Here is a 25,826-nt window from a genome sequence, read left to right on the forward strand (position 1 = left end):
TCGATACGAACGAGCTCAGCGTTCGAGGAGCCACGTCATGGCTTCGGCCATGATCTGATCGATGTTCTCCGAATAATGATGGCCTGCGCCGGGCATGATCCACAACTTCGCCGGATACCCTTGCGCGACGAGCTTCGCCACCGTGGCGCGCTCACCAGCGACCTGGCCACTTCGTTCGCCCGCAATCATCGCCACCGCGCGCACGCCCGCCTTGCGCAGCGCGGAGCCGTCGAGCTTCACGTCCGCTTCGTTCAGGATGAGATACGGAAAGCGCCCCGGATGCGCCTGCGCGATCCGGGCCGCCGCATAGGCGCCGCGCGAAAAACCCGTCAAGATGGCGCCTTCGCGGGAGATCTCGCCGGGGTGCGCCGTATCGACCACGGCAATCGCCTTTTCGAGGTCGTCTCCCATTTTCTCGTACGACCCCGACCACGTCGGCGCATCGTACGCGGCCTTGCCGCACGTCGCGTCGCCCGTCGGGCAAACGAGGAAGCCGACACGCGAAGCCGCATTCACCCAGTAGCCGCAGGCATACCCGGGTGGATTGCACACGCCGTGCAAGTTCGCGATCAGCCGGTGCCCCTTTGCACGCTCGCTCGGCCTCGCGAAGAAGACCGTGCGCTTGCCGAGGAACGGCATCTCGAACGGGCCAATTTCGCGCTTGGGCTCGACGTCGGGCGCCGCATCGACGATGACTTCTGCGCCCGCGTCCTCGATCGTGACCTCCGGCAGGCTCGCATCGACGGGGCTCGATCGCGGCGCCTCGCACGCGGCAAGAACGGACAACGAGAGGGCGAAGCTCGCAGCGGCATTCGAGGCCGACGGGCGGAGGCGCATGGTCATGCCTCGGGTATCACGCGAAACGGACGATGAGCGACGAGGCGCCGTCCAGCGACGAAACCCCGCCCCATCAGCGCGGGCGGACGTGGCCATTGGCGCGGTGGATGCCGGTCCGCGGCAATATGCCCATCTTCTCGGCGACCTCGACATTGATGGCGTGAATCGCTGCGTGATCGTCTTCGGCCACGCCACGCTCGTGCATGGTCCGGGCGATCATGTTGATTGCGACACGCACGCTGCAAGCATGACCGATGCTCCCGCCGAAGACCTCGGGCTCGACGAATCGAAGGTGCGCGCCGACGCGCCGCTCGGCGTGCAGCTTGTACACGAAGGCGTCCTGCATGTGGTTGAGCAGCTCGACGATGTCCCGTTCGTGCACGTTGCCATACCCGTCGCCGCCCTCGATCAGCGGGCAAAGCGCGATTTCGCCCGTCGCCTTGATGCGCAGCGTGGGGGCGGGGCGGAAGAAGTTCTTGCAGCGAAGCTCTTCATCGGTGAACGCCGCGAGGTCGCCGCGCGAGCGCCGGAGCTTCACGCCGCCGCCCACGTCGATGAAATTGCTCACGTAGTTGGAGTCGTCCTGCACGAGCAGCTGCGTGGCCACGCGGTCGCCCGCCTGGTGACCATAGATGCGCCGCGAGAGGTCGGCTATCCACGCCCGCGCCTCCGCGCCGGAGGTACCCATGCCGACCACGAGGGATACGCGCGGCTCGAGGCCGGCGTCGCGCACCTTGTCGAGCCCCTCGATCACGCGATCGTAGAGGCCGGGCACGCCGCGACAAACGTCGTGCGCCGCGGCGGGGCCGTCGAGGCTGACGATGACGTGGGTCAGGCCGCGGGCCCGCAGATCGGCGAGGTATTCGCGATCGTCGGCATAACGTTTTCCGGCGGCGCGAAAATCCGTCTCGCCGAAGAACCACCCGCTCGTGATGACGGACGCGTGCGTGCCGCCCTGCGCGCGGATGTACGCGACGAGATCGAGCCAGCCCTTGCCATACAGCGTGACCTCGCCGCCGATGAAGTCGAAACGGCCGAGGCCGAGGGGCAGCACCGCGTCGACGACCCGCCGGAGCCGCGTCGGATCGGCCTCGGCGTGCGCCTCCAGGTTCGAATTGCGGCAGTGGTTGCAATCGAGGTTGCAGACAGTCGTGTACTCGAAGACCACACGCCGGATGTGCTCGAGCGGGTTGCGCTCGTAGCGCAGGCGTGCGGCGTCGCGATCCATGCCTTCGGGCGCGGGCTCGATCATCCCGCGCGCCACGAGCGCAGCGAGCTCGGGGCTCTCGTCCTCGTCGAGGACGCCGCGGGCGAAGACCTGGCGGAGCCGGTCCAACTCGTCCGCTTCGAGCGCCTTTTCGAGAGCGCCCGAGCGCACGAGGTGCTGCAGGTATCGGTGCCCGTAGTTACTGAGGATGAAGCGCATCGACGCCTCCCGCGCGGAGCATCGGAGTCTACTCGCTTTCACCCCCGAGCGCGACCGGGATCCGCCGAGCTCGGCTTCAGGGCAAGAACCGCGAGATCGAGAGGGTCGCCGTACCGAAACGCCCGCCTACATAGACGTGGCCGCTCTTGTCGGCGGCCACGGCGATGCCGTCGTCCTCGTCCGGCGTACCAAACGCGGACGCCCAGAGGAGATGGCCCTGCGAATCGAGCTTCGCGACCAGCACGTCCGACATCGCGCCGCCCTCGGACGGTGTCATGCCATTGCCGAGATTTCCGCCCTGCGACAAGGCGCCCGCAATGGCAAAGTTTCCGTCTGGAAGGGCGATGATGTCGTTCGCGCGATCGTAGGAGTCGCTCCTGAAGCGCCAGTCCCACGGTTTGCCCTTGATGGGCACGACGAAACCGCCAAGCAGGGTGGACATGCCATTCCCGTTCGGACCATCGCTCCATCCACCCGCCGCATACACTTGCCCGCCTGCGCCCCAGGCTACGCCCTTGCCCCAATCAACATAATTGGTCCCGTAATTCGTGGCCCACGTGTTCGTCCCTGTCGCGGAGAAGGTGGCGACGAACGCATCGTGCAGCATCGTGATCGTGGTGGTAATGGGATTGCTCCCGAAGTTGGTCGCGGTCACGAAGGTGCCGGCGACCGCGATTTCACCGTTGTCCCGGATCGCGATTCCCTCGACATAATTCGCGAATCCGTAACGATTCGACCAGATGTGGCTCCCGTCGGGGGCGAGCTTCACCAGGAAGAGGTCGGAGCTACTGCCGGCGACGAGGGGGTCTCCGCCGAAATCGACCGTGCCCGAGAGCAGGCCCGTCAGGACGATGTTGTCATCCGCATCGAGGGCGATCTGCGACACGCTCACCGTGCCTCCCGTGCCCAGGCATTTCGACCAGACGTGCTCGCCCAGGGGAGACAGCATACCCACGAACGATCCGCTGCACGTGAGGCTGGGGCCACCCAGGCCGACGTTCGTGGTGCCTCTCCCCGCCAGGATCACGCCGTTTCCTGGGGCGATCGCAACCGAGACGCCCCCGCCGGGGAAGTTCTTCGACCAGAGGAGCGACCCCGAGGGCGACAGCGCCCATACGCGATTCGTCTGCCCGCTGACCGCCACGACGTTGCCGCAATCGTCGGCGGCCACATCCTCGATCGATTCGACGGCATCGCCTTGGAAGGTCTGCGTCCACGACAGCTTGGCGCGTGGCTGCGCATTGAACGTCGCGGTCACGGTCCCCGATTGGATGTCGCAGGTCAGGCCCTTGCAGCTGTTCGACCAGCCTCCGAAGACGGAGTCGATTGCCGGACGAGCCTCGAGGGTCGGCGTCGGTCCCACGAACGTCGCCGTGCACGTGGTGCCACAATCGATGCCCGGAAGGGAGGAAGTCACCTTCCCCGTTCCCGATCCCGCGAGGGAAACCGTGAGGGGAGACGGAGGCGACGAGCAGTGCCCGTTCACGCAACTGTTACTCTGGCAATCGTAGCCGAACCCGCACGGGGCGAACGCGGGGCACCCGAGGCACGAGGTGCTGCCGCAATCCGTCTGAACCTCGTTGCCGTCCTTGATGCCGTTCTGGCAGGTCGGCGCGATGCAAAAGCCCTGCGCGCAGATCCCGCTCTGACAATCGGACGCGACCTGGCAGCTCTTTTTGAAGCCGCACTTGGTGCAAGTGGGACCGCCACAATCGATGGCGGTCTCCGCGCCGTTTTTCAAGCCGTCCGAGCAGGTCGACGGCTGGCATTGCCCCCTGGTGCAGACGCCCGTCAGGCAATCACGCGCGACCGAGCAAATCTGGCCTGCCGCGCAAGGAGCGCACTCGCTGCCGCAGTCGACGTCGGTCTCGATGCCATTCTTGACCACGTCCGCGCACGTGGCCGGCTGGCAAATGCCGCCGCTGCAAACCCCCGTCCGGCAATCACTCGCGAGGATGCAGCCGAGCCCAGGGGGACACGGGGAACACGGCCCTCCACAATCGACGTCGGTCTCCGTGATGCCCTTCTTGCCATTCAGACATTCGAGCGCGTTCATGGGCGCGGCCAACGTGCAGGTCCATCCGCCACCGCCGCCACCACCACCACCCGCCCCCGAAGATGACGATGAGGATGACGACGATGAGGATGACGCCGACGAGGATGATGACGAGCCGCCCATGCCCCCCATGCCCCCCATGCCTCCCATGCCCCCGATCCCTCCGACTCCCGAGGAGGAGCTCCCCATTCCGCCGATCCCTCCGACTCCCGAGGAGGAGCTCCCCATTCCGCCGATCCCTCCGACTCCCGAGGAGGAGCTCCCCATTCCGCCGATCCCTCCGGATCCACCCATCCCGCCGGCGCCTCCGCCGCCACTGCCCCCTGCGCTCGACGAAGATGCGCTCGCGGTGCTGGACGAGGAGCTCCCACTGCTTACCGTCGCGGAACCCACGGGATCATCCACACCCCCTGCGCCTCCCCCGCCGCCGCTGACCGAAGGGCCGCAGGCAGCCGCGCCGAACACGAACGCGGGCGGAAGGAGCGCCCACCCAACCGATCGAACCAAGCGGATGTCGTTGCTCATCCCCCTTTGGTATCCTGCGTGTGGGGGTTCATTCATCCGATGTCCGGAATCAACCTCACCCAGGTCATCCCGCCACCAGCCGAAACACGGGCAACTCCGGTCGGCACGTGAACCGCACGGGCAAAACGCTCGTGCCGATCCCACGACTTACGTAGATCTGCCCTTTGTCCGTCGTATACATTCCCGATCGAAACCGCCCCGAGCCGGGCGGGACCCATAACGGCGCACCGAGGGCCCGCACCTGCCCGCCATGCGTATGTCCGGCGAGGCCGAGATCGAAGCGCGGCGCGCTTTTCGGCAACTCGTCGAAGATGCCGGGCGCGTGCGTGAGGAACAATCGCAGAGGTCCCGCGGGCGCGTCGCGCAAGGCGGAGGTGAGGTCGTGGTGGCCGCTGCAAAAGTCATCCGTGGCGACGACGGCAATGCCGCTCGTGAGCCGCGTGGATTCGTTTCCGAGGAGCCGCGCGCCGACACGCACGAAGCTCCGGCGCAGCTCGTCCATCGGGACCTCGCCCCAATGCTCCCAGTTCCCGACCGTCGCGACCACCTCGCGCCCCGTCGCGGCGAGGGCGCGGCAAAACTCCGAGAGCACCGCAAGCGCGTTCGGATCTTCGACGGAATCGCCAGTCAGGACGACGAGGTTTGGCTGGAACGACTTCATGGCGGCCAGAATCGCGTCGTGGACGCTCCCGAGCGAGCTCAGATGCAAATCCGAGAGGTGGGCGATCCGGAAGCCCTCGAAGCCCCGCGGCAGGCCCGGGACGGGGACATCGTGCTCGGCGATCTCCAGCCAGGAAGGCTCGAGCACGAGGGCGTCGAGCGCGACGATCCCGACCGCACAACACCCCACGACACGCAGGAGGTCTCGTCGGCTGAGGCGCTTTTGCATCCGACACCCTAGCAGCGTCGCCGACCCCGCGCCCGTCCCGCGAAGAGCACACGGTCGACAGTGCTTGCGCATCGGGGTCTGTCCCGGTACCTTCGGCAGCCATGAACCACAAGGCTCAGGGACGATTCGATATCACCCGCACCGCCGAACCGCCGTACGATACCCGCGAAGGCGCCACGCTCGGACGCAGCCGCTTCGACAAACGGTTCGAGGGCGGGCTTGTCGCCACGAGCGTCGTAGAGATGATCAGCGCCGTGTCCGGCGTGAAGGGTTCGGCCGGGTACGTGGCGATCGAGCGCGTGGAAGGGACGCTCGACGGGCGCGCCGGGAGCTTCGTGCTGCAACACAGCGGCACGATGGACCGCGGCGCCGCCTCGCTTTCGCTGACCGTCGTACCAGACACCGCCACGGGCGCGCTCACGGGGCTGCGCGGCCGCATGCAAATCGACATCGTGGGCGGCGAACATCGCTACACGTTCGATTATGAATTTCTCGACGCGCCCGCGGCCTCGTAGCGCGCGGACGAACCGTTTGAACGCGGGTTCGTGATCAGCAGTGGGTCTTGGCGCAGGATCCGCCGCTGCATACGTAGCACGACGCGCTCCCGTCGAGCCTTCTGATCTTGCAGTGCCCGGTGGTCCCGAAGAGCACGTGGCACTCCGCCGTCCTGTCGCTCGGGTCGAGCCTCGAGCTCTGCAGGTCCTCCAGGGCGTACAGCACAGTCGCGCCATAGGCAGGATCGCATCCGGCGAGCTCCCCGGCCGCGTTGATGCCGCAAACCGCGAGCGTGGCGTCGTTCGCGACCTTGTCGCCCACGTTGTACACGACGAACGGATCCTGGCCGTCGGCGGTGGCGACGTACTTGACGCCGTCATTCTTCGTGTGGATGGGGATGTACCCCACCGCGTCGCCATAATGGCGTCCCACGGCGGCGAGCCGATCGGAGAGAGACGTCGTCACCTGGGCGAGGGCGGTGCTCGCCGCGAGAGCAATGCCGAATCCGAAGGTGAGGCAGTTCCTCTTCGTAGGTGCTCCTGATGCTGCGTTTTCCAAGGCACGGCACTGCTTCGCAGAGAGCGTGCCAGGCGCGGACTGCGTCGTGGAGCTCGCGTTTGAGCCGCGTTCCGGCGCAGCTTACGTCGCCTTCGCTCTGTCCCCTCCCGATCTACCGTCACGGCGGCATGACACCCGTCGCGCCGCCGTGACGACGCCCGGACCGCGACTGTCACGCGCACCTGACAATCCCCTCGATGCCCGGGGGCCGGTCTGGCACGAGCGCTGCAATGCACATCGTCGTCGGGCCCTGAGGATCGCCACCCGGAACGCTGTCACGAGGACGGAACGCCGGCTGTCACGACGGCGTGACAGTGTCGCGGCGCCGTGTCACGCGAAGCCGGGTCGAGGCGCGTGTTTCGTGCAATGGCTCATGCGCCAGAGCGCTCTTGGGGCCTGGCATGGGTCTTGTTATGTAGGAGCATGTCCACGCGACGGACAAAGACGTCGCCAAAGCTTTAAAAAAGGACGCGAACGCCATGACGCCCCACCGCTTCTTCATCCTCGCTTCTGCGATCGGTCTCGGTCTCCTCACCGCGGGGTGCCTCGCCGAGGATGGCGTCGGCCCCATCGACGGTGTCGGGCTCGAGACGCTCGAGGGCGGCGATCACGGAACCAACAGCCTCGGCACCGACGACTTCCACGGGCACGCGGATATGCTCTGGGCCGCGGCGGACCTCAGCCTCAACGATCCGGAAAATGCGGCCCTGGCCGCGCTGCTGGCCGACACGGGTAGCCGCACGCTCGCGTATGCGATCCATTGCGCATTGCCGCAGGGAACCGTCGGACCGGGCGGTCACGTCGGGTGGGGCCACTTGGAGACCACGACGGAATGGACGACCCGCGGCCTCACCCTCTCCGAGAAGCTGGACCTCTTCACGTGCATGATCGTGAACATCAACCCCAAGGAGGAGCCGGTGCAGATTCGGATCACGGGGGACTCCGTCACCTCCAACGGCATCTCGGGTTTTTGGCAGACCTCCAAGTACAACATCGAAGAGGCCCTCTGGGTGGCTCGCCTGTCGGACACGGGAGAACGCGAGTACTTCGTCTGGCCCTTGGACGAGATCGTCCTGCCATGCCCAAACACGTACATGTCGCTGCTGACGCGGACTTGCACATCGGGGGACAATCCGGGCGACGCGATCCCCGACTGCAATGTGGAAATGCGAACGAGCACGGATACGGATTGCACGCAGAACCCCGTCACGAAAAACTGGAGCTGCCTCGGCCGTCCCGCCATCAAGACCTGGCTCAGCAGCTGGACCATCACCGCGGCCCCCGGGTGCGGCGACGTTCCTTGATGAAGCAATCTCAAAGGCCGCGCGCCGGTGCCTACCGCGCAAGGCGCCGCGCGGTCTCGATGGCCTGCCGGTCCATCCTCTCGACGAGCGGATTCTCCCGGGTGGCCGCCGAGAATGCCTCCAGGGACATCTTCGCGGCCTCCCGTGCCTCGCTCTCCCCCTTCGCCACGGTCGCCCGCAGGAGCAAGAGCCTGCCCTTGCACGCGAGCGCGCTCGACATCCGCGGATGCATGGAAAGCGCCTGCGTGAGGAATCCGAGCCCCTTCGCGATTTCGGTTTCCGCATCGGCGTCCCGCCCGCTCCGAAACCGGCCTCTGAGCTCATGGATTTCGCCAAGCGCGACGTAAAGCCGAGGCTCGGCGCGCTTCACGTCGAGCAGCGGCAAAACGGAGGCGATCACGGCGTCGAATTCCGCGTCGCTGGCCTTGTCGCGTTGGACCGCCCAGCGCAGAGCAATCGTCTCCACCAGGGCGCCCCACACCCGATACTTCAGATCATTCGGCCTGGCCTTCATGGCCTTTCCGAAGGCGTCCCTCGCTTCGAGGATCCAGGGTGACGGGTCCTCTCCGCGTTCGAAATGAAGCTGCGCGCGAATCGTTGCAGCTCTCCCGCGGAGATTGTGGTTGTGGGTGGACGTCGGCGCCAGGCGAGCATGCTCCTCGGTGCCAGCGTCGGCCCGGAGCAACGCAGGCGTCGGGTCGCCGCCGGATTCGAGGAGGTGCGTCGCTTCGATCAGCGCCAGCGTGGCGCGGAAGCGATGCGGCACGGACGAGCGTGGTGATTGCTGCAGGAACGCCTCGATGAGCGTCTCCGCCTCCTGCGCGACGTCCCGGGGGAATTGCCCCGCCGCCACCATTTGCTCCGCCAGGAGCAATCGATGATCGATCGCCGTGAGCTTCGCATAGGAGAAGCTCGGGTCGATCTCGACGGCCTTGTCACAGCGCCGGAGCCCCTCCTCGATGGAGCGCCGCGCATCGATACCGTGCATGAACTCGTGCTGCGCGCGAAAGTAATACGCTGAGCAGCTCTCGTTGAGCGCCCAAACGAAGACGGGATCCCGCTTCAGCGCCTCGTCGTACGCCGATATGGCGTGATCGACCGCGGGCACGACATCCAGGCCGCGATCGCTCGCGTGAAGGACCCGTGTCCGCCACACCGCGGCCACGATGTACCACGCCATCGGCTCGCCCTCGGCGCTCCTCCGCGCAGCCTCCTCCGCGTGCTCGATGGCCTTCGCGATCGCGACCTCCGGCTGCTCGTCGGGCGCGTCCCCGACGGCGACGTGCCACGCGAAATGCGAATGCAATTGCGCCAATTGCAGGTGTCCGAGCCCGGTCGCAGGGCTCGCGGCGATCGCTCTTCCACACGCCTCCTGCGCCGCCGCGAAGCTCGGCCGGAGGGGCTTCTGCGCGGCGCGCGCGCCGTTCATCTCCTGCGTGAACAGCTCGCACATCGCGACGTGCACGGCCGGATCGCTGCTCCCGATATCGGCGGCGGCGCGATACGCCTCCCCCGCCTGCCCGAACCAATGCGACATCTTTTCGTGATCGAACGCCGCGTCGTGGCCGTATTTCCTTCCCATCGCGAAAAGAACGTCCCCTTCGAGCTTTCGCGCCTCGTAGAGCCAAGGCGCCTTCTCGAACGCCTCCCGCGCCTTCGCGAGCGCCTCCTCGTGTCGCCCCTCGTGATACGCGATGAGCCCCTCCACGTACGCCGGCGCCGCGATCTTCCCCCCGAGCGCAGCTTTGAGGTGCACGAGTGCTGGCAGCTTGTACTCCGCCTCGATCACCGCGATGCGTTGCTTCTGTCGCTCCCCTTCCATCCGCTTCGTGTCCGCGAGCTCGTTCTTGTAGATCTCGCTCAGCGCCATCCCCATCGAATAATCGAGCCCCACATACCGATATCCCGCGGCCTCCGCCTGCTTCAGGTGCGCGAGCGCCTCCGCGTGCTCCTGCAGCGCGAGGTACCCACACCCGAGCGCATAATGCCCCGGCCCCACGCTGATCTCCACCGCGGTGTCCATCCACGAGGCGATCGTCAGGAGCCGCTCCCGCACGATCCTCCGCTCGCGATCCACGTCGTGGAGCGGCAAGCCGTACGCGTTTCGCAAGAAAAACTCCATCTCCTTCACGCTCTCGCCGATCTCGCGCGAGAGCGTCGCCTGGTGGGCGGCCCTTTGCCGCTCGCGTATCCACGCCCCGACGAGCACCGCCGCGACGACGAGCGCGACGCTCGCGAGCGCCACCTTCCCCTTGTGCCGCCGCGCCCGCTTCCACAGGACGTATCCAAGGGATTGCCTGCGCGCCTCCACCGGATCGCCGTCGAGGAACCGCTGCAGATCGTCGCCCAGCGCCTTCGCGGATTCGTACCGCGCCGAAGGCTGCTTTTCGAGGCATTTCATCACGATCGCCTCGAGGTCCTGGGGCACGTCGCGATCGATCTGCCGGACCGCCGGAGGCTCGTCATGGACGATTCCCTGGAGCAGCGCCGCGAGGTTGTCCGCGACGATCGGCGGCCTTCCGGCGAGGACGTCGTAAAGCGTCGCGCCGAGGCAATACACGTCGGTGCGACGATCGAGGGACCGCACCTTCCCCGCTGCCTGCTCGGGCGCCATGAACGAGGGCGTTCCCATGAGCGCGCCCGTCACCGTCGCCCCGGTGTCTCCCATTTCACGGGCGAGGCCGAAATCCATGATATAGGGCTTCCACGCCCCGTCCTCGCCGCGCTCCACCATGATGTTCGCGGGTTTGACGTCGCGGTGCACGAGCCCGAGCCGGTGCGCCTCGTGGAGCGCCGAGGCAACTTGCCGGACGACGCGTATCTTCTCTTCGAGCGTCATTGCCGAACGGGCCTTGTCGAGCGGCTCGCCATGAAGGAGCTGCATGACGATGAACCGCACGTGATCGGCCGTCCCTGCCTCGTACACCTCGCACACGTTCTCGTGCGTGATGCGCGCCTGCGAGCGAGCCTCACGGAGCATGCTGCCGCCGAGCTCGGGATCGGCGCCGAAGAGGAGCTTGATGGCGACCTCGCGGCCGAGGCGAAAATCGCGCGCCTTGTAGACGGCACCCATTCCGCCGCGCCCGAGGAATTCGAATGCTTCGAAGCGCGAATAAAGCGTGGGCGGGATCTCCGACGTCTCGGCTCCCGCGTCCGGCGGTATGTTCTCTAGAGGCTCGGTCCGCGGCGCGTCGAGCTTCGGGGTCACGGCGGACGCGGGGGCCGTCGCTTCACCGCCCACGATGGGCGGGGCGCGCGGCGGCTCCGCCTGCCCGACTGTCGCGTCCTGCGTTTGTCCGGGCTCGTTCCTTCGCAGCCGTCCGTATTTCATTGCGTGATCAGGTCCGCCGGGACGCCGGGGTCTCGGAGATGCCCTCCTTCGCCTTGATCCCGTGCCGGTCGAGCAATCGGTGCAAGAGCTGCCGCGAGACGCCCATGGCCTCGGCCGCGCGGGAGATGTTGCCGTCGTACTTGCGGAGCTTGGCGGTGGCGTATTTGCGTTCGAGCTCCGCCAGCACGGCCTCGCGCGCCTCGGGGAGCGAGAGCTCGAGCAATTTGCCGAGCTTCAGGTCCTCCGGGTCCACCTTCTCCGCCTCGCCTTCGCGCGGCGGCGGCGTGGTGCTGGCCCCGGGCGCGTGCCCCGCTGAAGGGCCCAGAATCTCGTGCAAGAGCTCGGGAAACACCACGAGGCGCGCAATCACGTTCCGGAGCTCGCGCACGTTGCCCGGCCAGTCGTACCCCATCAACATCGGAATCGTCTCGGGCGGCAAATCCGAGGCGTTCAAGGGGGGATTGCGGATCGAAAGGAAACGCTCGACGAGCAGCGGAATGTCTTCCCGTCGCTCACGCAAGGGCGGCACCTGAAGCTCGAGCACCGAGAGGCGGAAATACAGGTCCTGCCGGAACTTGCCCTCGGCCACCATGGCCTTCAGGTTCCGATGGGTGGCCGCGACGATCCGCACATCGATCGCCCGCTCCTGCGTCGATCCGAGCCTCCGCACGGTCCGCGCCTCGATCACGCGGAGCAATTTCTGCTGCGCTTCGAGCGGCATCTCACCGATCTCGTCGATGAAGATCGTCCCCTGATGCGCGGCCTCGAAGAAGCCAGCGCGGTTCACCGCGCCCGTGGCCGCGCCCGTGACGGTCCCGAAGAGCTCGGCCTCGATGGTGGAGGGCGGAATGGCCCCACAATCGACGATCACGTAGGGGCCCTGGCTGCGCCGGCTCTCCTGGTGAATCGAGCGGGCGAGCACTTCCTTGCCGGTGCCGGATTCGCCGAGCAAGAGAATGGTCTCGTCGGTCCTCGCCACCCGCTCCAATCGGGCGAAGAGCGCCCGCATGGCGAGGCCTTCGCCCACCGCGTCGCCGAACGAGCCGCGCGTCGAGAGGGGAAGGACAGCGGCCCCGCCGGACGGCTGCACGACGAGCGTCGAATCGCCCACCGTGGCAGGAACCCCCGGCGGAAGGAATGCCTCGACGACGCGGACGTCACGAATGAACGTGCCATTTCGGCTCTGGATGTCCTTCAAGAGGACGCCCTGCTCGGTGAGACGGAGCTCGCAATGCACCCGCGACACCTTGGGATCGGTGACGACGAGATCGCATTCGGGACTCTTGCCGAGCAAGAGGGGCGCGAGCCCGAGGGGCGCCGTGATGTTCTGCCGATCCGGAAGCGTGACCGTGACCCGGAGGTTCGGGAGCCGCAGGGATCGCCCCTCGTCGAGGCTCGTCAAGGTGAAGGAAGCGTCGCGTTCGCTAGGCACGGCGGCATCCTATCCCCCACCGCCGAAATTTCAACCGTCGAATCGGCGTCGGAGCCGTGCCCTCGATAACGTGTCGACGCGACGCGCCGTGGCCGCAGTCATTCGCGCGGAGGAGTCACTTCTCCCAGATCGATCACGGCGCCCACCGACGTCCCCGCGGGCAGCTTCGGCGCGTCGTACCCTTGCGTGCCGGGGAGACCCGGCTCACGGTGGAGGTGGGCCGCCGGGTAGCCGTGAAAATCCCGGGTCGTCAGCCGGATCTGGCAATCCGCCGCGGGCAGCTCCAGGATGGCGTGCATGCCATTCACCTCGAGGTCCGATTCGACGATCTCCTTCGAAGTCGGGCATAGGGCGACGAGGCAATCACGCCGGCCCTTGCCCGTGCGGGCGTCGGGATCCGAACCCCAGCTGTCGGGATTCGTGTACCGGACGGTGATCTTCGTCGCGTCGGGCGGAGGCCACCCGGATGCATCACGCGCGCCTGCCCTGGAGAACGCTTGCCCGCGCGTCCGCCGAAAGTCTTTGCCGAGGTCGTCGTAATTCAGATCCTGCTGCTGGAGGAGCTCGCCGAGCGGACGGGCGGCCGGAGCCTCCTTCGCAGGGCCTTCGCCGGTCGGCTTGCAAGAGACGGCCATCAGGCAGGCAGCGATTGCGGCGCGCTTCATCGTGATCCCTACGTGCATCACTTCGGCCCGACGAACGAGGCCCGTTCGAAGGCGTCCATGTCCTCGTAATACCGGCGGACGTTGTCGGCGTAGACGGGGCGCGTGTACACGTCGATCCGCGGATTGCGGATCACGTCGAGCACGACGTCCGCCACCTCGTCGACGCTCTGCGCCCCCGGGAGCGATCGAGAATCCACGCCCCCGTGCAATGCATTGAGGCCAAACTCGGTCGCGACGACCCCGGGCGAGACCGTGGTGACGACGATGCCAGGATGTGTATGTCGCAGCTCGGTGCGCAGACCGGCGGTGAGGGCGTTCAGCGCGTGCTTGGAGGCCGAATACGCGGCCCGGGCGGCGAAGAACGGGATGCGGCCGAGCATCGAGGAGACGTTGATGATCTGCCCCGCGTTGCGCTCTTTGAAATGGGGCAAGATGGCCTGCATGCCGTAAAGCGCGCTCTTCACGTTGTCGCGCATCATCATGTCGAGATCGTCGTCCGTGATCTGCGACGGGGCGCGGGTGATGCCGCGGCCCGCGTTGTTGATCCACACGTCGACCCGACCGAACCGATCGAGGGCCTGCCGCGCGAGCGATTCCACGTCGGAACGCACGGTCACATCCGTGACGACGGCGAGCGCGTCGGGCCCGGACGCGGCGGCCACCTCCGAAAGCTCCTTTTGCCGGCGCGCGGCGAGGACGACACGCGCGCCCTCGGCCCCCGCCTTGGGAGCGATCGCGGCACCGATGCCGGCGCTCGCCCCGGTGATGACGATGATCTTGTCCTTCATGCGTGCGAGCATCGCACGAAGAGCGCGCGCAGGGGAAGCGCCGTCGCCGTCGTCACTTCGAATAGGCCGCGTCGAAGTGCTGCCGGAGCACTGCCTTTCGCGCCGGCGGGACCATGAAGACGACGAGCGATTTCCCGTTCAGATGCGGCACGACCCAGGCAGGGAGCTTCTGGTACCGTTCGAGCGCCGCGGGTAAGCTCTTCGAGCTGACCACGAAATCGTTACTATAGCTGTTGCCCCCGAGGCCGCCGACATACGGCGCGAAGGCCCAGAAGCGGTAGAGCGCGAGGCCCGCGCCGAGCGGCCCATACATGAGCACGACGCCCGCCGGCCGGACCTCTTTTGGCTCGACGCTCAAGCCGGCCGCCGCGGCCTTCACCAGCGCGGCCTTGTCCTTCTCGGGAGGGCCGAGCTCCACGGCCTCTCCTCGGTCGAGGTCGATCGTCACGAAATTCTGCCCGCGGATTCCATGCGCGCCGCCGTGGTTGGCATACGTGTTGACGCTGGCCACGACAAACGGCCCCATGCCGCCCTCGAATTGCACGTGGACGCCGTACTCCTCGAGCGAGCTCTCGCATTGGGTGCCCATCGTCGGATATCCGTGACCGTCTTTCCAGGGCGCCACGCGCTTGCCGTCCTCGGCGCGCACGAGCTCGGGCATCTTCAGATCCGGCTTCACCCGGACCGGCTGCCCGTTTCGAACGACGACCTGCCCGTCCGCGTCGAAGGCATACTGCGGGCATCCCTTCACGATCGTCGTCCCGAGCGACCAGATCGAGGTCGACGAGACCACGAGGATCCCCGGGCGCTCGCCCTTGACCTCGGGTTTGTCCGCGACCCGCTCCACCCACGACGAGCGAAACCCGCCCTTGGCCTTGTCGCCCTTTTGCCAGACGATGACGGCCGTCACGCTCTCTGGATCGAATGGCGGCTCGGGCGCCGGAGCCACCGCGCTCGGCGCCGCGGTCGAGGGTGCGACGGGAGGCGAAGGCGCCTCCGTCACGGGCGCGGCCGAGGCGCTCGGCGCGGCCGAAGAGGCCGAAGCGCGCGACGAATCCGCCTCTCCCCCGCCCCGCTGGCAACCCGTCACGAGGAACGCGAGGAGCAGACCCACGTGACGAGCGGCGCGCACGGCTTCCATCAGCGAGGACGGTACCATGGGGGCGCTCGACCACGCCATCACGACGGCCAAGGCCTCGGTTGGAGGTCCGAGCCTCCATCTTGGCGGTTGCCACCCTCAACCGCGCCGCCACGACCGACGTGCGGCTCGAAGGCGCTCGCCACGAAATGGGGGCGATTCACGCAAAAATCGCGGAAAACACGCGGCCGCGCGCCTCTGGCACGCCCGGTGCAATTGCCATGGTCACGAACGACGGGGGGACGAATCCCCCTAGGAAAAACACTTTAGCCCTGCTGGAGCTGACCATGAACCTCGCTCAGAACCTCATCTCGCGTTTCGCCCTCTCGTTTGCCATCCTCGCCCCGTTCATGACCGGCTGCATCGCCGATAGCGATTCGGATCTCGACGCCGCGGACCTTTCGGAGGATTCGCTCGCGGAAACCGAGCAGGCCCTCGGCCCGCAGCCGCCGCCTCCGCCGCCTCCGCCGCCGCCCCCGGCGACGTGCCAGGAGATCCGGAACCGGACGCCCAATGCCGGCGACGGCCATTACCTCCTGCACGTCGACCACGACGTGGCGAAGGGCTGGACCGCGTACTGCCACAACATGGCGTCGTCGCCGGCCGAGTACCTCACGCTGCAGAACACGAGCGCTTCGGCGAATTTCTCGCAGTACACCACGGGCGGCGCCGTCTCGGGCACGAACGTGCGGACGAGCTACACGAAGATCCGGATCGATCCGGAGACGCTGCTCGTCGATATCGGCGACCAGACGTTCTCCTCGTCGAGCGGGGAACTCATTCACGGCGGCGGGTCGGTCACGTCGATGCCGTACGGCGTGGGCATGTCCTGCGACGCGTCGCCCTCGGGCATCGGCAACATCGATCTCACCGGCACGCCGTTCGCGGTGGCGGAGGACGCGTTCCAGGTCGGCGGTGCAGGCTCCTCGGGCTCGGCGGTCTACAGCTCGGACAACCGCGTCGTGAACTTGAGCGGCGGCGGCTTCTGCGGCTGGATCTGCTCGAACCCGGCGACCTTCAACCCCTTCAACGACGCGGGGGACTTCCAGCTCGCCCTCGAGTTCGTGCCGCCCCCCTGAACCCAACGAAATCGATCCGGGCCGGACCGTTTTTGCGATACCATCCCCCTCGATGGTGGACGAACAAGCGAGCGGCCCGGATCCGGACCTCCCCGAAATCCCACGCGACAAGCCACGCCGAAGCCCGTATCGGCGCCTCGTCCTGCTCGCGCTCTTCGCGCTCACGCTCCCCTTCGAATGGGGCCAGCGCACCTCGTGCCAGGGCGGCCCGAAGACGTTCACCGGCGTCGAGCTCCTGACCGAGGAACCGAGCAACGGCATCGCCATCGCCGTCATCGTCCTGATACCGGTCTTGCTGGGCTTCTTGCAGCATCGCGCGCGTAGTGCCGCGGCGCGCTTGGCCATGGAGTTCGGCTCGACGCAGTTCGCCGGGTTCGGGGCGTTTTTTTGCTTCATCAACGCAATCTTCGCGGGCGGCTTCGGCTCGTCGAGCCATCGGCCCTACGCGGCGCCGTGGATCGCCATGCTGACCCAGCTCCTCGTGTTCGCCGATGCCTGCCAGGGCGCGGTCGGACGGCTCCGCGACATCATCGCAGAACGAAAGCGACGGCGGCAGATGGCCGCGAACGAGGCGCCCGTAGAGCCCTCCCCCGAACCTTGACGCGCGGCCTTTTCCCCGACACGTTACGCCAATCCCCATGATTTTCCGTGATGCCCGCCGCGACGACGTCCCGACCGTGGTCCATCTCCTCGCCGCCGACGCGCTCGGCGCGACCCGCGAGACCACCGAGGGCCCGCTGCCCGACGGCTATTATCAAGCGTTCGAGGCGATCGAGCGCGACCCGAACAACCGCCTCGTCGTGGTCGAGGACGGCGGCGCCGTCATTGGTTGCTTGCAGCTCACATACATCCCGGGTCTCACGTATCAGGGCGGCCTGCGAATGATCGTCGAGGGCGTACGCGTGGCCGAGAGCCATCGCGGCGCGGGCATCGGCCGGCGCATGCTGACGTGGGCCATCGAGGAAGCACGGGCGCGCGGCTGCCGGCTCGTGCAGCTCACCACGAACAAGGCCCGGACCGACGCCAAACGCTTCTACGAGAGCCTCGGCTTCACCGCGTCCCACGAGGGCATGAAGCTCGACCTCACCTGACGGCGGCCTTCGGGCGGGACGTTCATGCTCTTCGCGCACCTCGCACCGTCGAATGCCGTCGGCCGGATCAAGCGCAATGGATTGCGCCAGGGCGGCGGTCGTCGTGGGCGCGGCGTCTATTGCATCCCGCTCTTCGACATTCCTCGCTGGTCCTTCCGCGCGGAGCAAGAAGAGGAGCACTTCCTCCTCAGCACGCCCTCCACGTCGCTGACTTTGTGGAAGGGACTGTTCCGGTATACCCGGAGAAAAAAGGACAGACCGATCGCCGTCTTGTTCCGCCCGCCGCCCGGCTGCTGGCCCGCGGATCTTTATGTCGAATTGGAATCGGATAACGCCGAGCCCGTCCTTCGCGGCCTCGACGCGGCCCTGTCAGCGGAGCTCACGATCACCGAGGACGTACGCTCCTTCGTGACCAGCACCGCACGCCAGGGATTCGGTGCGGACCTGACCGTGAAGGTCCACGGACCTGCGGGCGTCGGCCTCGTCGTGAACCAGCTGGTCCGCGCGGGAGGAGCGGCGTTTCACCTCTTCGACGAGACCGTCGAGCTCGTGTTTCGCCGATCCGTTCCGGCGCGATGTATCGATCGCCTGATCCCGCTCGACCGCACGGTCCGCGCCGCACGCGAGGCGAAGGAGCGGGCGGCGCGCGACGACCGCGACGACGAGGCCTGAAGTGGCCTTCCGGCGCGCCCAGAAATACGCTTTACTGCGCGCCATGCGAACCCTGGCTCCCTTCCTCGGCGCGCTCCTGCTCGGCGCGTGTGCCACGCCAAACGCGCCACCCCCCACACCGACGCCCGCGGCGACGGTCGCGAACGAAACGCCGGCAAAGACGGAGGCCCCGCCGATGAGCAAGTCCGAGCCCAAGGTCGAAGATCCCTACCTCTGGCTCGAAGAGGTCCTCGGGGACAAGCCGCTCGCGTGGGTGGCCGAGCGAAACGCGAAATCGAAGGCGGAGCTCGAAGCCGTTCCGGGGTTCGGCGCGCTGCGGGATCGGCTGCGCCGCATCTACGATTCCAAGGAAAAAATCCCCATGCCGCAGGTACGGGGAAAGTACGTCTACAACTTCTGGCGTGACGACAAGAACCCACGCGGCATCTACCGCCGCGCCACGCTCGCCGAGTTCAAGAAGCCGGCACCGGAATGGGAGCTCGTCCTCGACCTCGACGCCCTCGCCAAGGCCGAGAACGAGAACTGGGTCTGGCACGCCGCGGATTGCCTGTATCCGAAGTACGAGCGTTGCCTCCTGCACCTCTCCCGCGGCGGCGCGGACGCGTCCGTGGTCCGTGAGTTCGATACGGTCAAGAAGCAGATGGTCGAAGGCGGCTTCACGCTGCCGGAGGCGAAAAGCGACATCTACTGGAAGGACCTCGACACGGTGTACGTCGGGACCGACTTCGGCCCCGGCTCGCTCACGGATTCGGGTTATCCGCGGATCGTGAAGGAGTGGAAGCGCGGCACGAAGCTCGAAGACGCGAAGACGCTGTTCGAGGGGCAAAAGGCCGACATGTCCGTGAGCGGCGAACGCCAGTTCGACCACGGCAAGGAGTACGACTGGATCTCCCGCAGGCCGTCGATGTTCACGGAAGAGCTCTACATCCGGAACGGAGACAAATACGAGAAGATCGACAAACCTGAGGACGCGGAGACGAGCGTCTGGGATAGCCATCTCCTCCTGCGTCTGCGCAGCGCGTGGACCGCCGCCGGCAAGACCTGGCCGGCCGGCTCGCTGCTCATCGCCCCGCTCGCGGAGTACCGCGCTGGAAAACGCGAAATGACCGCGCTGTTCGAGCCGAAGCCGAACACGTCGCTCGAGAGCTACATGGGCTTGAAGACGGCGTTCATGACGGTCGAGCTCGAGGACGTGAAGAGCTCCGTCTTCGTGCATACACGAACGAAAAATGGGTTCGTCCGGACGAAGCTCGACACCTCGCCCATGAGCTCGGTCTGGGCCTTTGCCTATGACGAGCACACGTCCGACGATTACTGGCTCTGGGAGAGCAGTTTCACGGCGCCGGCGACGCTGGTCCTCGGGAACGCGACCAAAAAAGCCCCCGCCGAGGCCGTGAAAAAGAACCCCGCTTTCTTCGAGGCCGCCGGGCTCGACGTCGTCCAGCGGTTCGCGACCTCGAAGGACGGGACGAAGGTCCCCTATTTCCAGATCGCCAAGAAAAACCTGCCGCTCGACGGCACTGCGCCTACGCTTCTCGAAGGGTATGGCGGGTTCGAGGCGTCCATGACGCCGTACTACCAGGCGTCGACCGGTGCCGGGTGGCTCGAACGCGGCGGCGTCTACGTCGTGGCGAACATTCGCGGCGGCGGCGAATATGGTCCTGCCTGGCACAAGGCCGCGCTCAAGGAGAATCGGCAGCGCGCGTACGACGATTTCATCGCCATCGCCGAGGATCTCATCGCGCGCAAGGTCACGACGGCGGCGAAGCTCGGCATCATCGGCGGCTCCAATGGAGGCCTGCTCATGGGGGTCATGATGACGCAGCGGCCGGATCTCTTCGGCGCCATCGTGTGCCAGGTGCCGCTGCTCGACATGATGCGTTACCACAAGCTTCTCGCGGGCGCATCATGGATGGAGGAATATGGTGACCCCGACAAACCCGAGGAGCGCGCTGCCCTCGCCAGGTTCTCGCCCTACCAGAACTTGAAGAGCGGCACGCGGTACCCGCGCACGCTCTTCACCACGTCGACGCGGGACGATCGGGTGCATCCGGGCCACGCGCGCAAGATGGTCGCGCGGCTGCTCGAGCTTGGGCAGGATCTGCTCTACTACGAGAATACCGAAGGCGGCCACGGCGGCGCCGCGAACAACGAGCAGCGCGCCTACATGGACGCGCTCGCGTTCACATTCCTCGGCAAACAGCTCGGTCTGCTGGCGAAGTAACCCCTTCCCCTCGCAATCCCCCGAGAGAGCGCTCCCTCGGCACGCGTGTTGCTCTTGTGAATCGAAAATGGGCCCAAACCCAGGTTTCGAGAACGCGAGGTATGACATGCGAGGCAAGGCGACGAAGGGGACGTATGCCATCGTGGCGACGCTCGGCGCGGTGGTTTTGGCGATGGGGTGCAGCGGGAGCGACGACTACGGGCCGTGCCCCGTGGACAACGGGAGCGACGCCGTGTGCGTCTGGGAAGGCGGAATCACGTTCGTACCGGACAAGGTCGCGCAAAAGAATGGGTTCGTCTTCGTCCACGGGGAGATGATGTGGTCGCCCTGTGCCATGACCCCGGGCAAACAGATTCGTTCGTACCGCATCGACCCGTCAACTGCGGTGACAGTCCGGATGGACGCGCCTGCCGACGCGGAGCCGGTGCCCATCCCCGCCCAGGGCAAGATCGAGGTGAAGATCGAGGGCACCACGCGCCGGGTGGTCATCGACCCAGGCGCCACCATCTCCGTGAACGAGTCGAGGCTTCCGATCGGCGAGCTCGTGAACGACGGCACCGGAATCACCGCGCCGATCGAGGTCGAAGCCGTCTGCAATGAGTGAAGGCCCCTGGGGTGGGGAACGGTTGCCCCAAGGGGTGGGGAACGCGTGCCCCACCCCGGATCCCGATTTCGTGATGCAGCACGCCGTCATTCTTCGAAAAAATTCCGCGACCGTGGAGCGGAGGCCCGATTTCGTGGTCCGGCCTCCACGATAGCGGGGCGGTACGCGCATTGCTGAACCGCTGGTCCATGCGAACGACGTCGAAGTGGGCCCTTGTCTCCAACGTGCTCGTCCTTGCCTCTGGCCTCGCGCTGAGCGGTTGTGGCGGCGAGCCGCCGGACGAGCTCGATCCGGCCTCGGCGCTCGGCGGTGACGAGTGGCTGGACGACGGCCCTCCGCCGGGTGAGGAAGCCGTGGACGAGGAGGTCGGCAGCACGAGCGAGGGCGTGAGCGACATGCCCGCCTTCCAGCTCCCGTTCCCCTGCGGGCAGGTCTGGGCCGGACAAACCCGGACGAACCACAGCCCCCAGAACTCGGTCGATTTCAACCGCAACGACGACATCGGCGACGCGGTCGTCGCCTCGGCCGGCGGCAAGATCACCCGCGTGGCGAACGAGGGCAACACGAGCTACGGCCGCTGGATCGAGATCGACCACGGCAATGGGTATCGCAGCCGTTACGCGCACCTCAATTCGCAGGTCGTCTCGGTCGGGCAGAGCGTGAGCAAGGGCCAGAAGATCGGCACCGTCGGCAACACGGGCGGCTCGACCGGCCCGCACCTCCATTACGAGGTGCGTCGCAATGGCGTCGCCATCCGGCCCGTCTTCAATGGCGCCACGGCGTACTTCTACGGCACCAAGAACTACACGAGCAAGAATAGCTGCAGCGGCAGCGGCGGCGGCGGGACGTCCGTCGTCGGCACCGTGAACACGAATGGCGTCGCCCTCACGGTGCGCGCCGACGCGAGCACGAGCAGCGCCGCGGTGGGATCGGTCGCGGACGGCGCGAAGGTCACGATCACCTGCCAGAAGCAGGGGACCTCGGTGACGGGCACCTACGGCACCTCGACGCTCTGGGACTTCATCGGGAACGGCTATGTGTCGGACGCCTATGTCTCGACCGGCTCGGACGGCCAGGTCGCGCCGACCTGCAAGTGAGCCTGCCCTCTCCCCGTTCGTCCTGACATAAAGCTTCCCGCCCGCATCCTCCGCTCCGCGTGTTCCTTGGTCTCCCGGTTGCAAGGGAGTTTGCCACGCGACCGGCGCCGCCTTGCGCATGTAGCGCTTGACGAGCGACGGCCTCCCGAGACCAAGGTGACGTGATGGGCCAGCCCCCCAAAAAAGGCCACGATCAGAAGACCCTCTCGGGTCCGGAGGCGCTCGCGATCGCCGATACGATCGTGCCCGCTCCCCCGGAAAAAGCGGCCCCGGTCACGGTGAAGCTGGCCCGCGAGAGACGCCGCCGGCGTGGCGCGGCGCGCGTGGATGAAACGCCGCCGCCGGCCAGCGCGTCCCCCGCAGAAGCTCCCACCGAGCCGCCCCCGGCCGAGATTCCCGCCGAAATCCCGGCCGATCTGCCCGCCGTCTCCGAGCGCTCGCCCCTCGCGGATCCGAAGCGCTGGGATCGTTACGAGATCGTACGATTCCTCGGCCGCGGCGGCATGGGCTCCGTCTACGAGGCGCGCGACCGGCGGCTCGCGCGTCACGTGGCGATCAAGTTCATCCACGGCGCCGATCCCATCACGACGAAACGCTTCCTGCAGGAAGCGCGGGCGCAGGCGCGCATCGATCATCCGAACGTCTGCAAGGTCCTCGAGGTCGGCGAGGTCGAGGACAAGGCGTACATCGCGATGCAGCTCGTCCAGGGGCTCTCGCTGCACGACGCGGCGAAGGCGATGACGTTCGACGAAAGGGTTCGCGTGATGAAGACGGTCACCGAGGCCGTCCACGCCGCGCACCGCATCGGCATCATTCACCGCGACATCAAGCCCGCGAACATCATGGTCGAGAAGAGCGAGAACGGGGACGCGGATCCCTCGTATCGCCCCGTGCTCATGGATTTCGGCCTCGCGCGCGAGGCGAGCGAGACGAAGGGCCTCACCGAATCGGGCACGGTCATGGGGACCCCGGGGTACATGCCGCCCGAGCAGGCGCGCGGGAGCGTGCGCAGCATCGATCCGCGCAGCGACGTCTACAGCCTCGGCGCGACGCTCTACGACATCCTCGCCGGCGCGCCGCCGTTCGAGGACGAGAGCGCGGTCAACGTCCTGCTCAAGGTGCTGATCCAGGAGCCGGTCCCGCTGCGGCAGAGGGATCCGTCGATCCCACTCGCGCTCGACATCATCGTCGGCAAGTGCCTGAACAAGGAGCCGCACCAGCGGTATCCGACCGCGGCCGAGCTCGCCGACGATCTCGAACGATTCCTGAACCGCGAGCGCGTGCTCGCGCGCCGCCTCGGCCTGCCGACGCGCCTCTACTGGCGGGCCAAGCGCAACAAGCCGATGGCGTTCGCGGTGATCGCGCTCGTGTCGAGCCTCGTGGCGTTCGCCGGCTACGGCGTCCGCACGGTGATCGTCAATGCGCGGAACGAGGCGATCGCCCAGAAGCGCGCCGAGCTCGGGCAGAAGCTCGGCCAGGCGGTGAAGGACCTCGAATGGCTGGTGCGCAGCGCGTACCTCGTGCCGCTGCACGACACGGGGCCCGAGAAGGCGGTCGTGCGCGCCCGCATGGCGGAGATCGAGGCGGAGATGCGGAGCTTCGGCGACCTCGCGGCGGGGCTCGATCATTATGCGCTCGGCCGCGGCTACCTCGCGCTGAAGGAGTGGGATCGGGCGCACGCGGAGCTCACGCAGGCCGTGTCGCTCGGCGTGCGCGAGCCCGAGCTCGATTACGCGCTCGGGCGGGTGCTCGGCGAGCTCTACAGCCGGGCGATCGAGGAGGCGCGCAGGAGCGGCGACAAGAGCTATTTCGAGAAGCGCAAGCAGGAGCTCGACAAGGAGTACCTCGAACCGGCGCTCACGCACCTCACGCGCTGCCGGGGCCTGCCGACGGTGCCGGCGAGTTACCTCGAAGGCCTGATCCATTTCTACAACCGGCGCTACGACGAGGCCTTGCAAAGCGCGCGCAGCGCCCGCGTCGGACTTTCGTGGCTGTACGAGGCCGAGAAGCTCGAAGGCGACGTGTTCATGGCCCGCGCGCTCGACGCGAAGGACCGCGGAGACAACGCCCCAGCCGAGCGTGATTTCACCGAGGCCGTGGCGCATTACGAGCAGGCCGCGGACATCGGTCGCAGCGACCACCAGCTCTACGAGGCGCTCGCGGAGGCCTGGATCCGGCAGGAGGAGATGGACCTCTACAGCGGCCGTGATCCGAAGCCGAAGCTCGACAAGGCCCTCTCCGCGGCGGACAAGGCGCTGACCGCGGCTTCGATCGAGTCGGACGGGCACACGAAAAAGGCTTTCGCGTACAATTTTCAGGCACAATACGGCGAAGGCCATGGCGCCGCTCGGGCGGACGTCGAGCGGCTGCGCCGAGCGCAAATCACGGCGGGAGAACACGCGATCGCGTTGCACCCCGGCGATGCCCATGCCCATGAAATCACCGGGCTCGCGTACACGAAGCTGGCAGAACGCTCGCTCGATCTGGGACAGCCGGTACAACCCTTGCTCGACAAGGCCCATGCCTATTTGCAGGAAGCGATCCGCCTGAACCCCAAGTTCCCGTGGGCCTACAACGACTACGGGCTTGCCCTCGGCTATTCCGCAGCGAGCAAGAAGCGGCGAAACGAGGACTGCCAGGAGCTGCTGGAGAGGGCCATTGATACGACGAGGAAAGCGACCCAGCTCGATGAAGGGTACGTCATTGGTTACAACAATACGGCTGTCTGGCTGACAGACCTCGCGCAATGGCAGGCCGACCACGGACGGGACCCGGAAAAGGCCGTTCAGGAAGCGGTGCAGTCGGCGGAACGCGCGATCCAGATCAACCAGCAGAACCCGCTGGCATACGTGAACGCCGGTCTGGCCACGATGAACCTCGCTTCCTACCGGCTCGACGCGGGAGAAGATGGCCGAGAGCTCGGCCAAAAGGCCATCGATCGCTTCAAAGCTGCGCTCGCCATCGATCCCAACTTCGTGTACGTCCAGCACGAGCTCGGCCGCGCATACCACTTGCTGGCCAGCCATGAACGGACCCGCGGCCAGGACCCCCGGCCCAGCCTCGACGCGGGGCTCGGCACGCTCACGCCGTGTTATCGTATCGAACCCGAAAACCCCGATTGCAAAGCCGTGGAAGCATTGCTGCGGGCAGCGCAGGGAGCGTGGGCCCCGCAAGAGGATGCTTTTTCGCTCTCGGCATTCGAGCAAGCCCAGCGCCTCGCGCGCGAGGCGACCCAGGAGGTACCCGAGCGCAGCGAGCTATGGCTCTTGCTGGGGCAAATCTGCCTCGACTGGGCCGAGGCGCTGCTCACGAGCGAGCGGCCAAAGGTCCCGCCGGGCCCCGTCGTGGATGAGGGCCTCCGTGGAATCGAGCAGGCACTGAAGCTCGCTCCAGGCCTGCCGCGAGCACTCGCGATCGAGGGAGCGCTCGGGCTCGCCAAGGCGCGGGTCGCCCCTGCGCAGGCGAAAACATCGCTCGAGCGCGCGAAAGCGAGCCTCGCGCGGGCATTCGCAGGAAACCCGCTCCTCGAGGGCCGCTACGGGAAGGCGGCCGCCAAGGTGAATCGAATGGTGCAGGGGCGGTAGAAGAAGAGGGGAGGAGGTCCGCAGGACGACG

General features: G+C 66.9%; 20 protein-coding genes. 10 read left to right on the forward strand and 10 right to left on the reverse strand.

The features are described 5' to 3' along the window. Positions 1–15: 15 nt before the first annotated feature. The 4 genes from KEG57_RS14035 to KEG57_RS14050 form a co-directional block, all read right to left on the reverse strand. Positions 16–837: a hypothetical protein gene (locus KEG57_RS14035; RefSeq protein ID WP_272420284.1), complete on the reverse strand. Its 822-nt coding sequence runs from the start codon at positions 835–837 to the stop codon at positions 16–18. A 73-nt stretch (positions 838–910) separates the two neighbouring features. Then, positions 911–2,263, reverse strand: coding sequence for a radical SAM protein (locus tag KEG57_RS14040; protein WP_272420285.1), 1,353 nt, complete (start codon positions 2,261–2,263; stop codon positions 911–913). Positions 2,264–2,339: 76 nt separating this feature from the next. Further along, positions 2,340–4,319, reverse strand: a complete 1,980-nt coding sequence (locus tag KEG57_RS14045; protein ID WP_272420286.1) for a hypothetical protein — start codon at positions 4,317–4,319, stop codon at positions 2,340–2,342. A 589-nt stretch (positions 4,320–4,908) separates the two neighbouring features. Continuing rightward, on the reverse strand, positions 4,909–5,733 hold the full coding sequence (locus KEG57_RS14050; RefSeq protein WP_272420287.1) for a metallophosphoesterase: 825 nt from the start codon (positions 5,731–5,733) through the stop codon (positions 4,909–4,911). 101 nt (positions 5,734–5,834) lie between these two features. Between KEG57_RS14050 and KEG57_RS14055 the strand changes: the two genes are divergently transcribed. Beyond that, positions 5,835–6,248: a DUF3224 domain-containing protein gene (locus tag KEG57_RS14055; protein ID WP_272420288.1), complete on the forward strand. Its 414-nt coding sequence runs from the start codon at positions 5,835–5,837 to the stop codon at positions 6,246–6,248. A gap of 34 nt (positions 6,249–6,282) precedes the next feature. Here the strand turns inward: KEG57_RS14055 and KEG57_RS14060 are convergent, their stop codons facing one another. Beyond that, on the reverse strand, positions 6,283–6,693 hold the full coding sequence (locus KEG57_RS14060; protein WP_272420289.1) for a hypothetical protein: 411 nt from the start codon (positions 6,691–6,693) through the stop codon (positions 6,283–6,285). Between the two features lie 572 nt (positions 6,694–7,265). Between KEG57_RS14060 and KEG57_RS14065 the strand changes: the two genes are divergently transcribed. Beyond that, positions 7,266–8,090, forward strand: coding sequence for a hypothetical protein (locus KEG57_RS14065; RefSeq protein ID WP_272420290.1), 825 nt, complete (start codon positions 7,266–7,268; stop codon positions 8,088–8,090). Positions 8,091–8,121: 31 nt separating this feature from the next. Here KEG57_RS14065 and KEG57_RS14070 read toward each other — a convergent pair whose 3' ends face one another. From KEG57_RS14070 to KEG57_RS14090, 5 genes are all read right to left on the reverse strand, one after another. Then, a complete protein-coding gene (locus KEG57_RS14070) occupies positions 8,122–11,421 on the reverse strand; it encodes a serine/threonine-protein kinase (RefSeq protein ID WP_272420291.1) in 3,300 nt (1,099 codons plus the stop codon). A 7-nt stretch (positions 11,422–11,428) separates the two neighbouring features. Beyond that, positions 11,429–12,853 (reverse strand): sigma 54-interacting transcriptional regulator, encoded by a 1,425-nt coding sequence (locus KEG57_RS14075; RefSeq protein ID WP_272420292.1) that lies wholly within the window; start codon positions 12,851–12,853, stop codon positions 11,429–11,431. A 98-nt stretch (positions 12,854–12,951) separates the two neighbouring features. Beyond that, on the reverse strand, positions 12,952–13,518 hold the full coding sequence (locus KEG57_RS14080; protein ID WP_272420293.1) for a hypothetical protein: 567 nt from the start codon (positions 13,516–13,518) through the stop codon (positions 12,952–12,954). Positions 13,519–13,535: 17 nt separating this feature from the next. Further along, positions 13,536–14,306, reverse strand: a complete 771-nt coding sequence (locus KEG57_RS14085) for an SDR family NAD(P)-dependent oxidoreductase (protein ID WP_272420294.1) — start codon at positions 14,304–14,306, stop codon at positions 13,536–13,538. Between the two features lie 52 nt (positions 14,307–14,358). Further along, positions 14,359–15,465 (reverse strand): hypothetical protein, encoded by a 1,107-nt coding sequence (locus KEG57_RS14090; protein ID WP_272420295.1) that lies wholly within the window; start codon positions 15,463–15,465, stop codon positions 14,359–14,361. Positions 15,466–15,731: 266 nt separating this feature from the next. Here KEG57_RS14090 and KEG57_RS14095 point away from each other — a divergent pair, with 266 nt between their 5' ends. The 8 genes from KEG57_RS14095 (at position 15,732) to KEG57_RS14130 (ending at position 25,795) form a co-directional block, all read left to right on the forward strand. Continuing rightward, positions 15,732–16,523, forward strand: a complete 792-nt coding sequence (locus tag KEG57_RS14095; RefSeq protein ID WP_272420296.1) for a GON domain-containing protein — start codon at positions 15,732–15,734, stop codon at positions 16,521–16,523. Between the two features lie 52 nt (positions 16,524–16,575). After that, the gene (locus KEG57_RS14100) at positions 16,576–17,124 is read left to right on the forward strand and encodes a hypothetical protein (RefSeq protein ID WP_272420297.1); all 549 of its coding nucleotides are present in this window, start codon (positions 16,576–16,578) and stop codon (positions 17,122–17,124) included. Positions 17,125–17,161: 37 nt separating this feature from the next. Next, complete coding sequence (locus KEG57_RS14105) at positions 17,162–17,614, forward strand: GNAT family N-acetyltransferase (RefSeq protein ID WP_272420298.1); 453 nt, start codon at positions 17,162–17,164, stop codon at positions 17,612–17,614. Between the two features lie 24 nt (positions 17,615–17,638). Next, complete coding sequence (locus KEG57_RS14110; RefSeq protein WP_272420299.1) at positions 17,639–18,286, forward strand: hypothetical protein; 648 nt, start codon at positions 17,639–17,641, stop codon at positions 18,284–18,286. A gap of 43 nt (positions 18,287–18,329) precedes the next feature. Continuing rightward, positions 18,330–20,510 carry a prolyl oligopeptidase family serine peptidase gene (locus KEG57_RS14115; protein ID WP_272420300.1) on the forward strand — a complete coding sequence of 727 codons (2,181 nt, stop codon included), beginning with the start codon at positions 18,330–18,332 and terminating at the stop codon, positions 20,508–20,510. Between the two features lie 106 nt (positions 20,511–20,616). Further along, on the forward strand, positions 20,617–21,114 hold the full coding sequence (locus KEG57_RS14120; RefSeq protein ID WP_272420301.1) for a hypothetical protein: 498 nt from the start codon (positions 20,617–20,619) through the stop codon (positions 21,112–21,114). Between the two features lie 188 nt (positions 21,115–21,302). Then, on the forward strand, positions 21,303–22,211 hold the full coding sequence (locus KEG57_RS14125) for a peptidoglycan DD-metalloendopeptidase family protein (RefSeq protein WP_272420302.1): 909 nt from the start codon (positions 21,303–21,305) through the stop codon (positions 22,209–22,211). Positions 22,212–22,375: 164 nt separating this feature from the next. Continuing rightward, positions 22,376–25,795: a serine/threonine-protein kinase gene (locus tag KEG57_RS14130; RefSeq protein ID WP_272420303.1), complete on the forward strand. Its 3,420-nt coding sequence runs from the start codon at positions 22,376–22,378 to the stop codon at positions 25,793–25,795. Positions 25,796–25,826: the final 31 nt, after the last annotated feature.

Source organism: Polyangium jinanense, from assembly GCF_028435365.1.

Coding starts and splice junctions, on each gene's coding strand:
- KEG57_RS14035 (WP_272420284.1), bottom strand. CDS start 837: ATGCGCCTCCGCCCGTCGGCCTCGAATGCCGCTGCGAGCTTCGCCCTC.
- KEG57_RS14120 (WP_272420301.1), top strand. CDS start 20,617: ATGCGAGGCAAGGCGACGAAGGGGACGTATGCCATCGTGGCGACGCTC.
- KEG57_RS14085 (WP_272420294.1), bottom strand. CDS start 14,306: ATGAAGGACAAGATCATCGTCATCACCGGGGCGAGCGCCGGCATCGGT.
- KEG57_RS14125 (WP_272420302.1), top strand. CDS start 21,303: ATGCGAACGACGTCGAAGTGGGCCCTTGTCTCCAACGTGCTCGTCCTT.
- KEG57_RS14045 (WP_272420286.1), bottom strand. CDS start 4,319: ATGAACGCGCTCGAATGTCTGAATGGCAAGAAGGGCATCACGGAGACC.
- KEG57_RS14100 (WP_272420297.1), top strand. CDS start 16,576: ATGGTGGACGAACAAGCGAGCGGCCCGGATCCGGACCTCCCCGAAATC.
- KEG57_RS14070 (WP_272420291.1), bottom strand. CDS start 11,421: ATGAAATACGGACGGCTGCGAAGGAACGAGCCCGGACAAACGCAGGAC.
- KEG57_RS14110 (WP_272420299.1), top strand. CDS start 17,639: ATGCTCTTCGCGCACCTCGCACCGTCGAATGCCGTCGGCCGGATCAAG.
- KEG57_RS14095 (WP_272420296.1), top strand. CDS start 15,732: ATGAACCTCGCTCAGAACCTCATCTCGCGTTTCGCCCTCTCGTTTGCC.
- KEG57_RS14055 (WP_272420288.1), top strand. CDS start 5,835: ATGAACCACAAGGCTCAGGGACGATTCGATATCACCCGCACCGCCGAA.
- KEG57_RS14090 (WP_272420295.1), bottom strand. CDS start 15,465: ATGGTACCGTCCTCGCTGATGGAAGCCGTGCGCGCCGCTCGTCACGTG.
- KEG57_RS14065 (WP_272420290.1), top strand. CDS start 7,266: ATGACGCCCCACCGCTTCTTCATCCTCGCTTCTGCGATCGGTCTCGGT.
- KEG57_RS14080 (WP_272420293.1), bottom strand. CDS start 13,518: ATGAAGCGCGCCGCAATCGCTGCCTGCCTGATGGCCGTCTCTTGCAAG.
- KEG57_RS14130 (WP_272420303.1), top strand. CDS start 22,376: ATGGGCCAGCCCCCCAAAAAAGGCCACGATCAGAAGACCCTCTCGGGT.
- KEG57_RS14115 (WP_272420300.1), top strand. CDS start 18,330: ATGCGAACCCTGGCTCCCTTCCTCGGCGCGCTCCTGCTCGGCGCGTGT.
- KEG57_RS14105 (WP_272420298.1), top strand. CDS start 17,162: ATGATTTTCCGTGATGCCCGCCGCGACGACGTCCCGACCGTGGTCCAT.
- KEG57_RS14040 (WP_272420285.1), bottom strand. CDS start 2,263: ATGCGCTTCATCCTCAGTAACTACGGGCACCGATACCTGCAGCACCTC.
- KEG57_RS14050 (WP_272420287.1), bottom strand. CDS start 5,733: ATGCAAAAGCGCCTCAGCCGACGAGACCTCCTGCGTGTCGTGGGGTGT.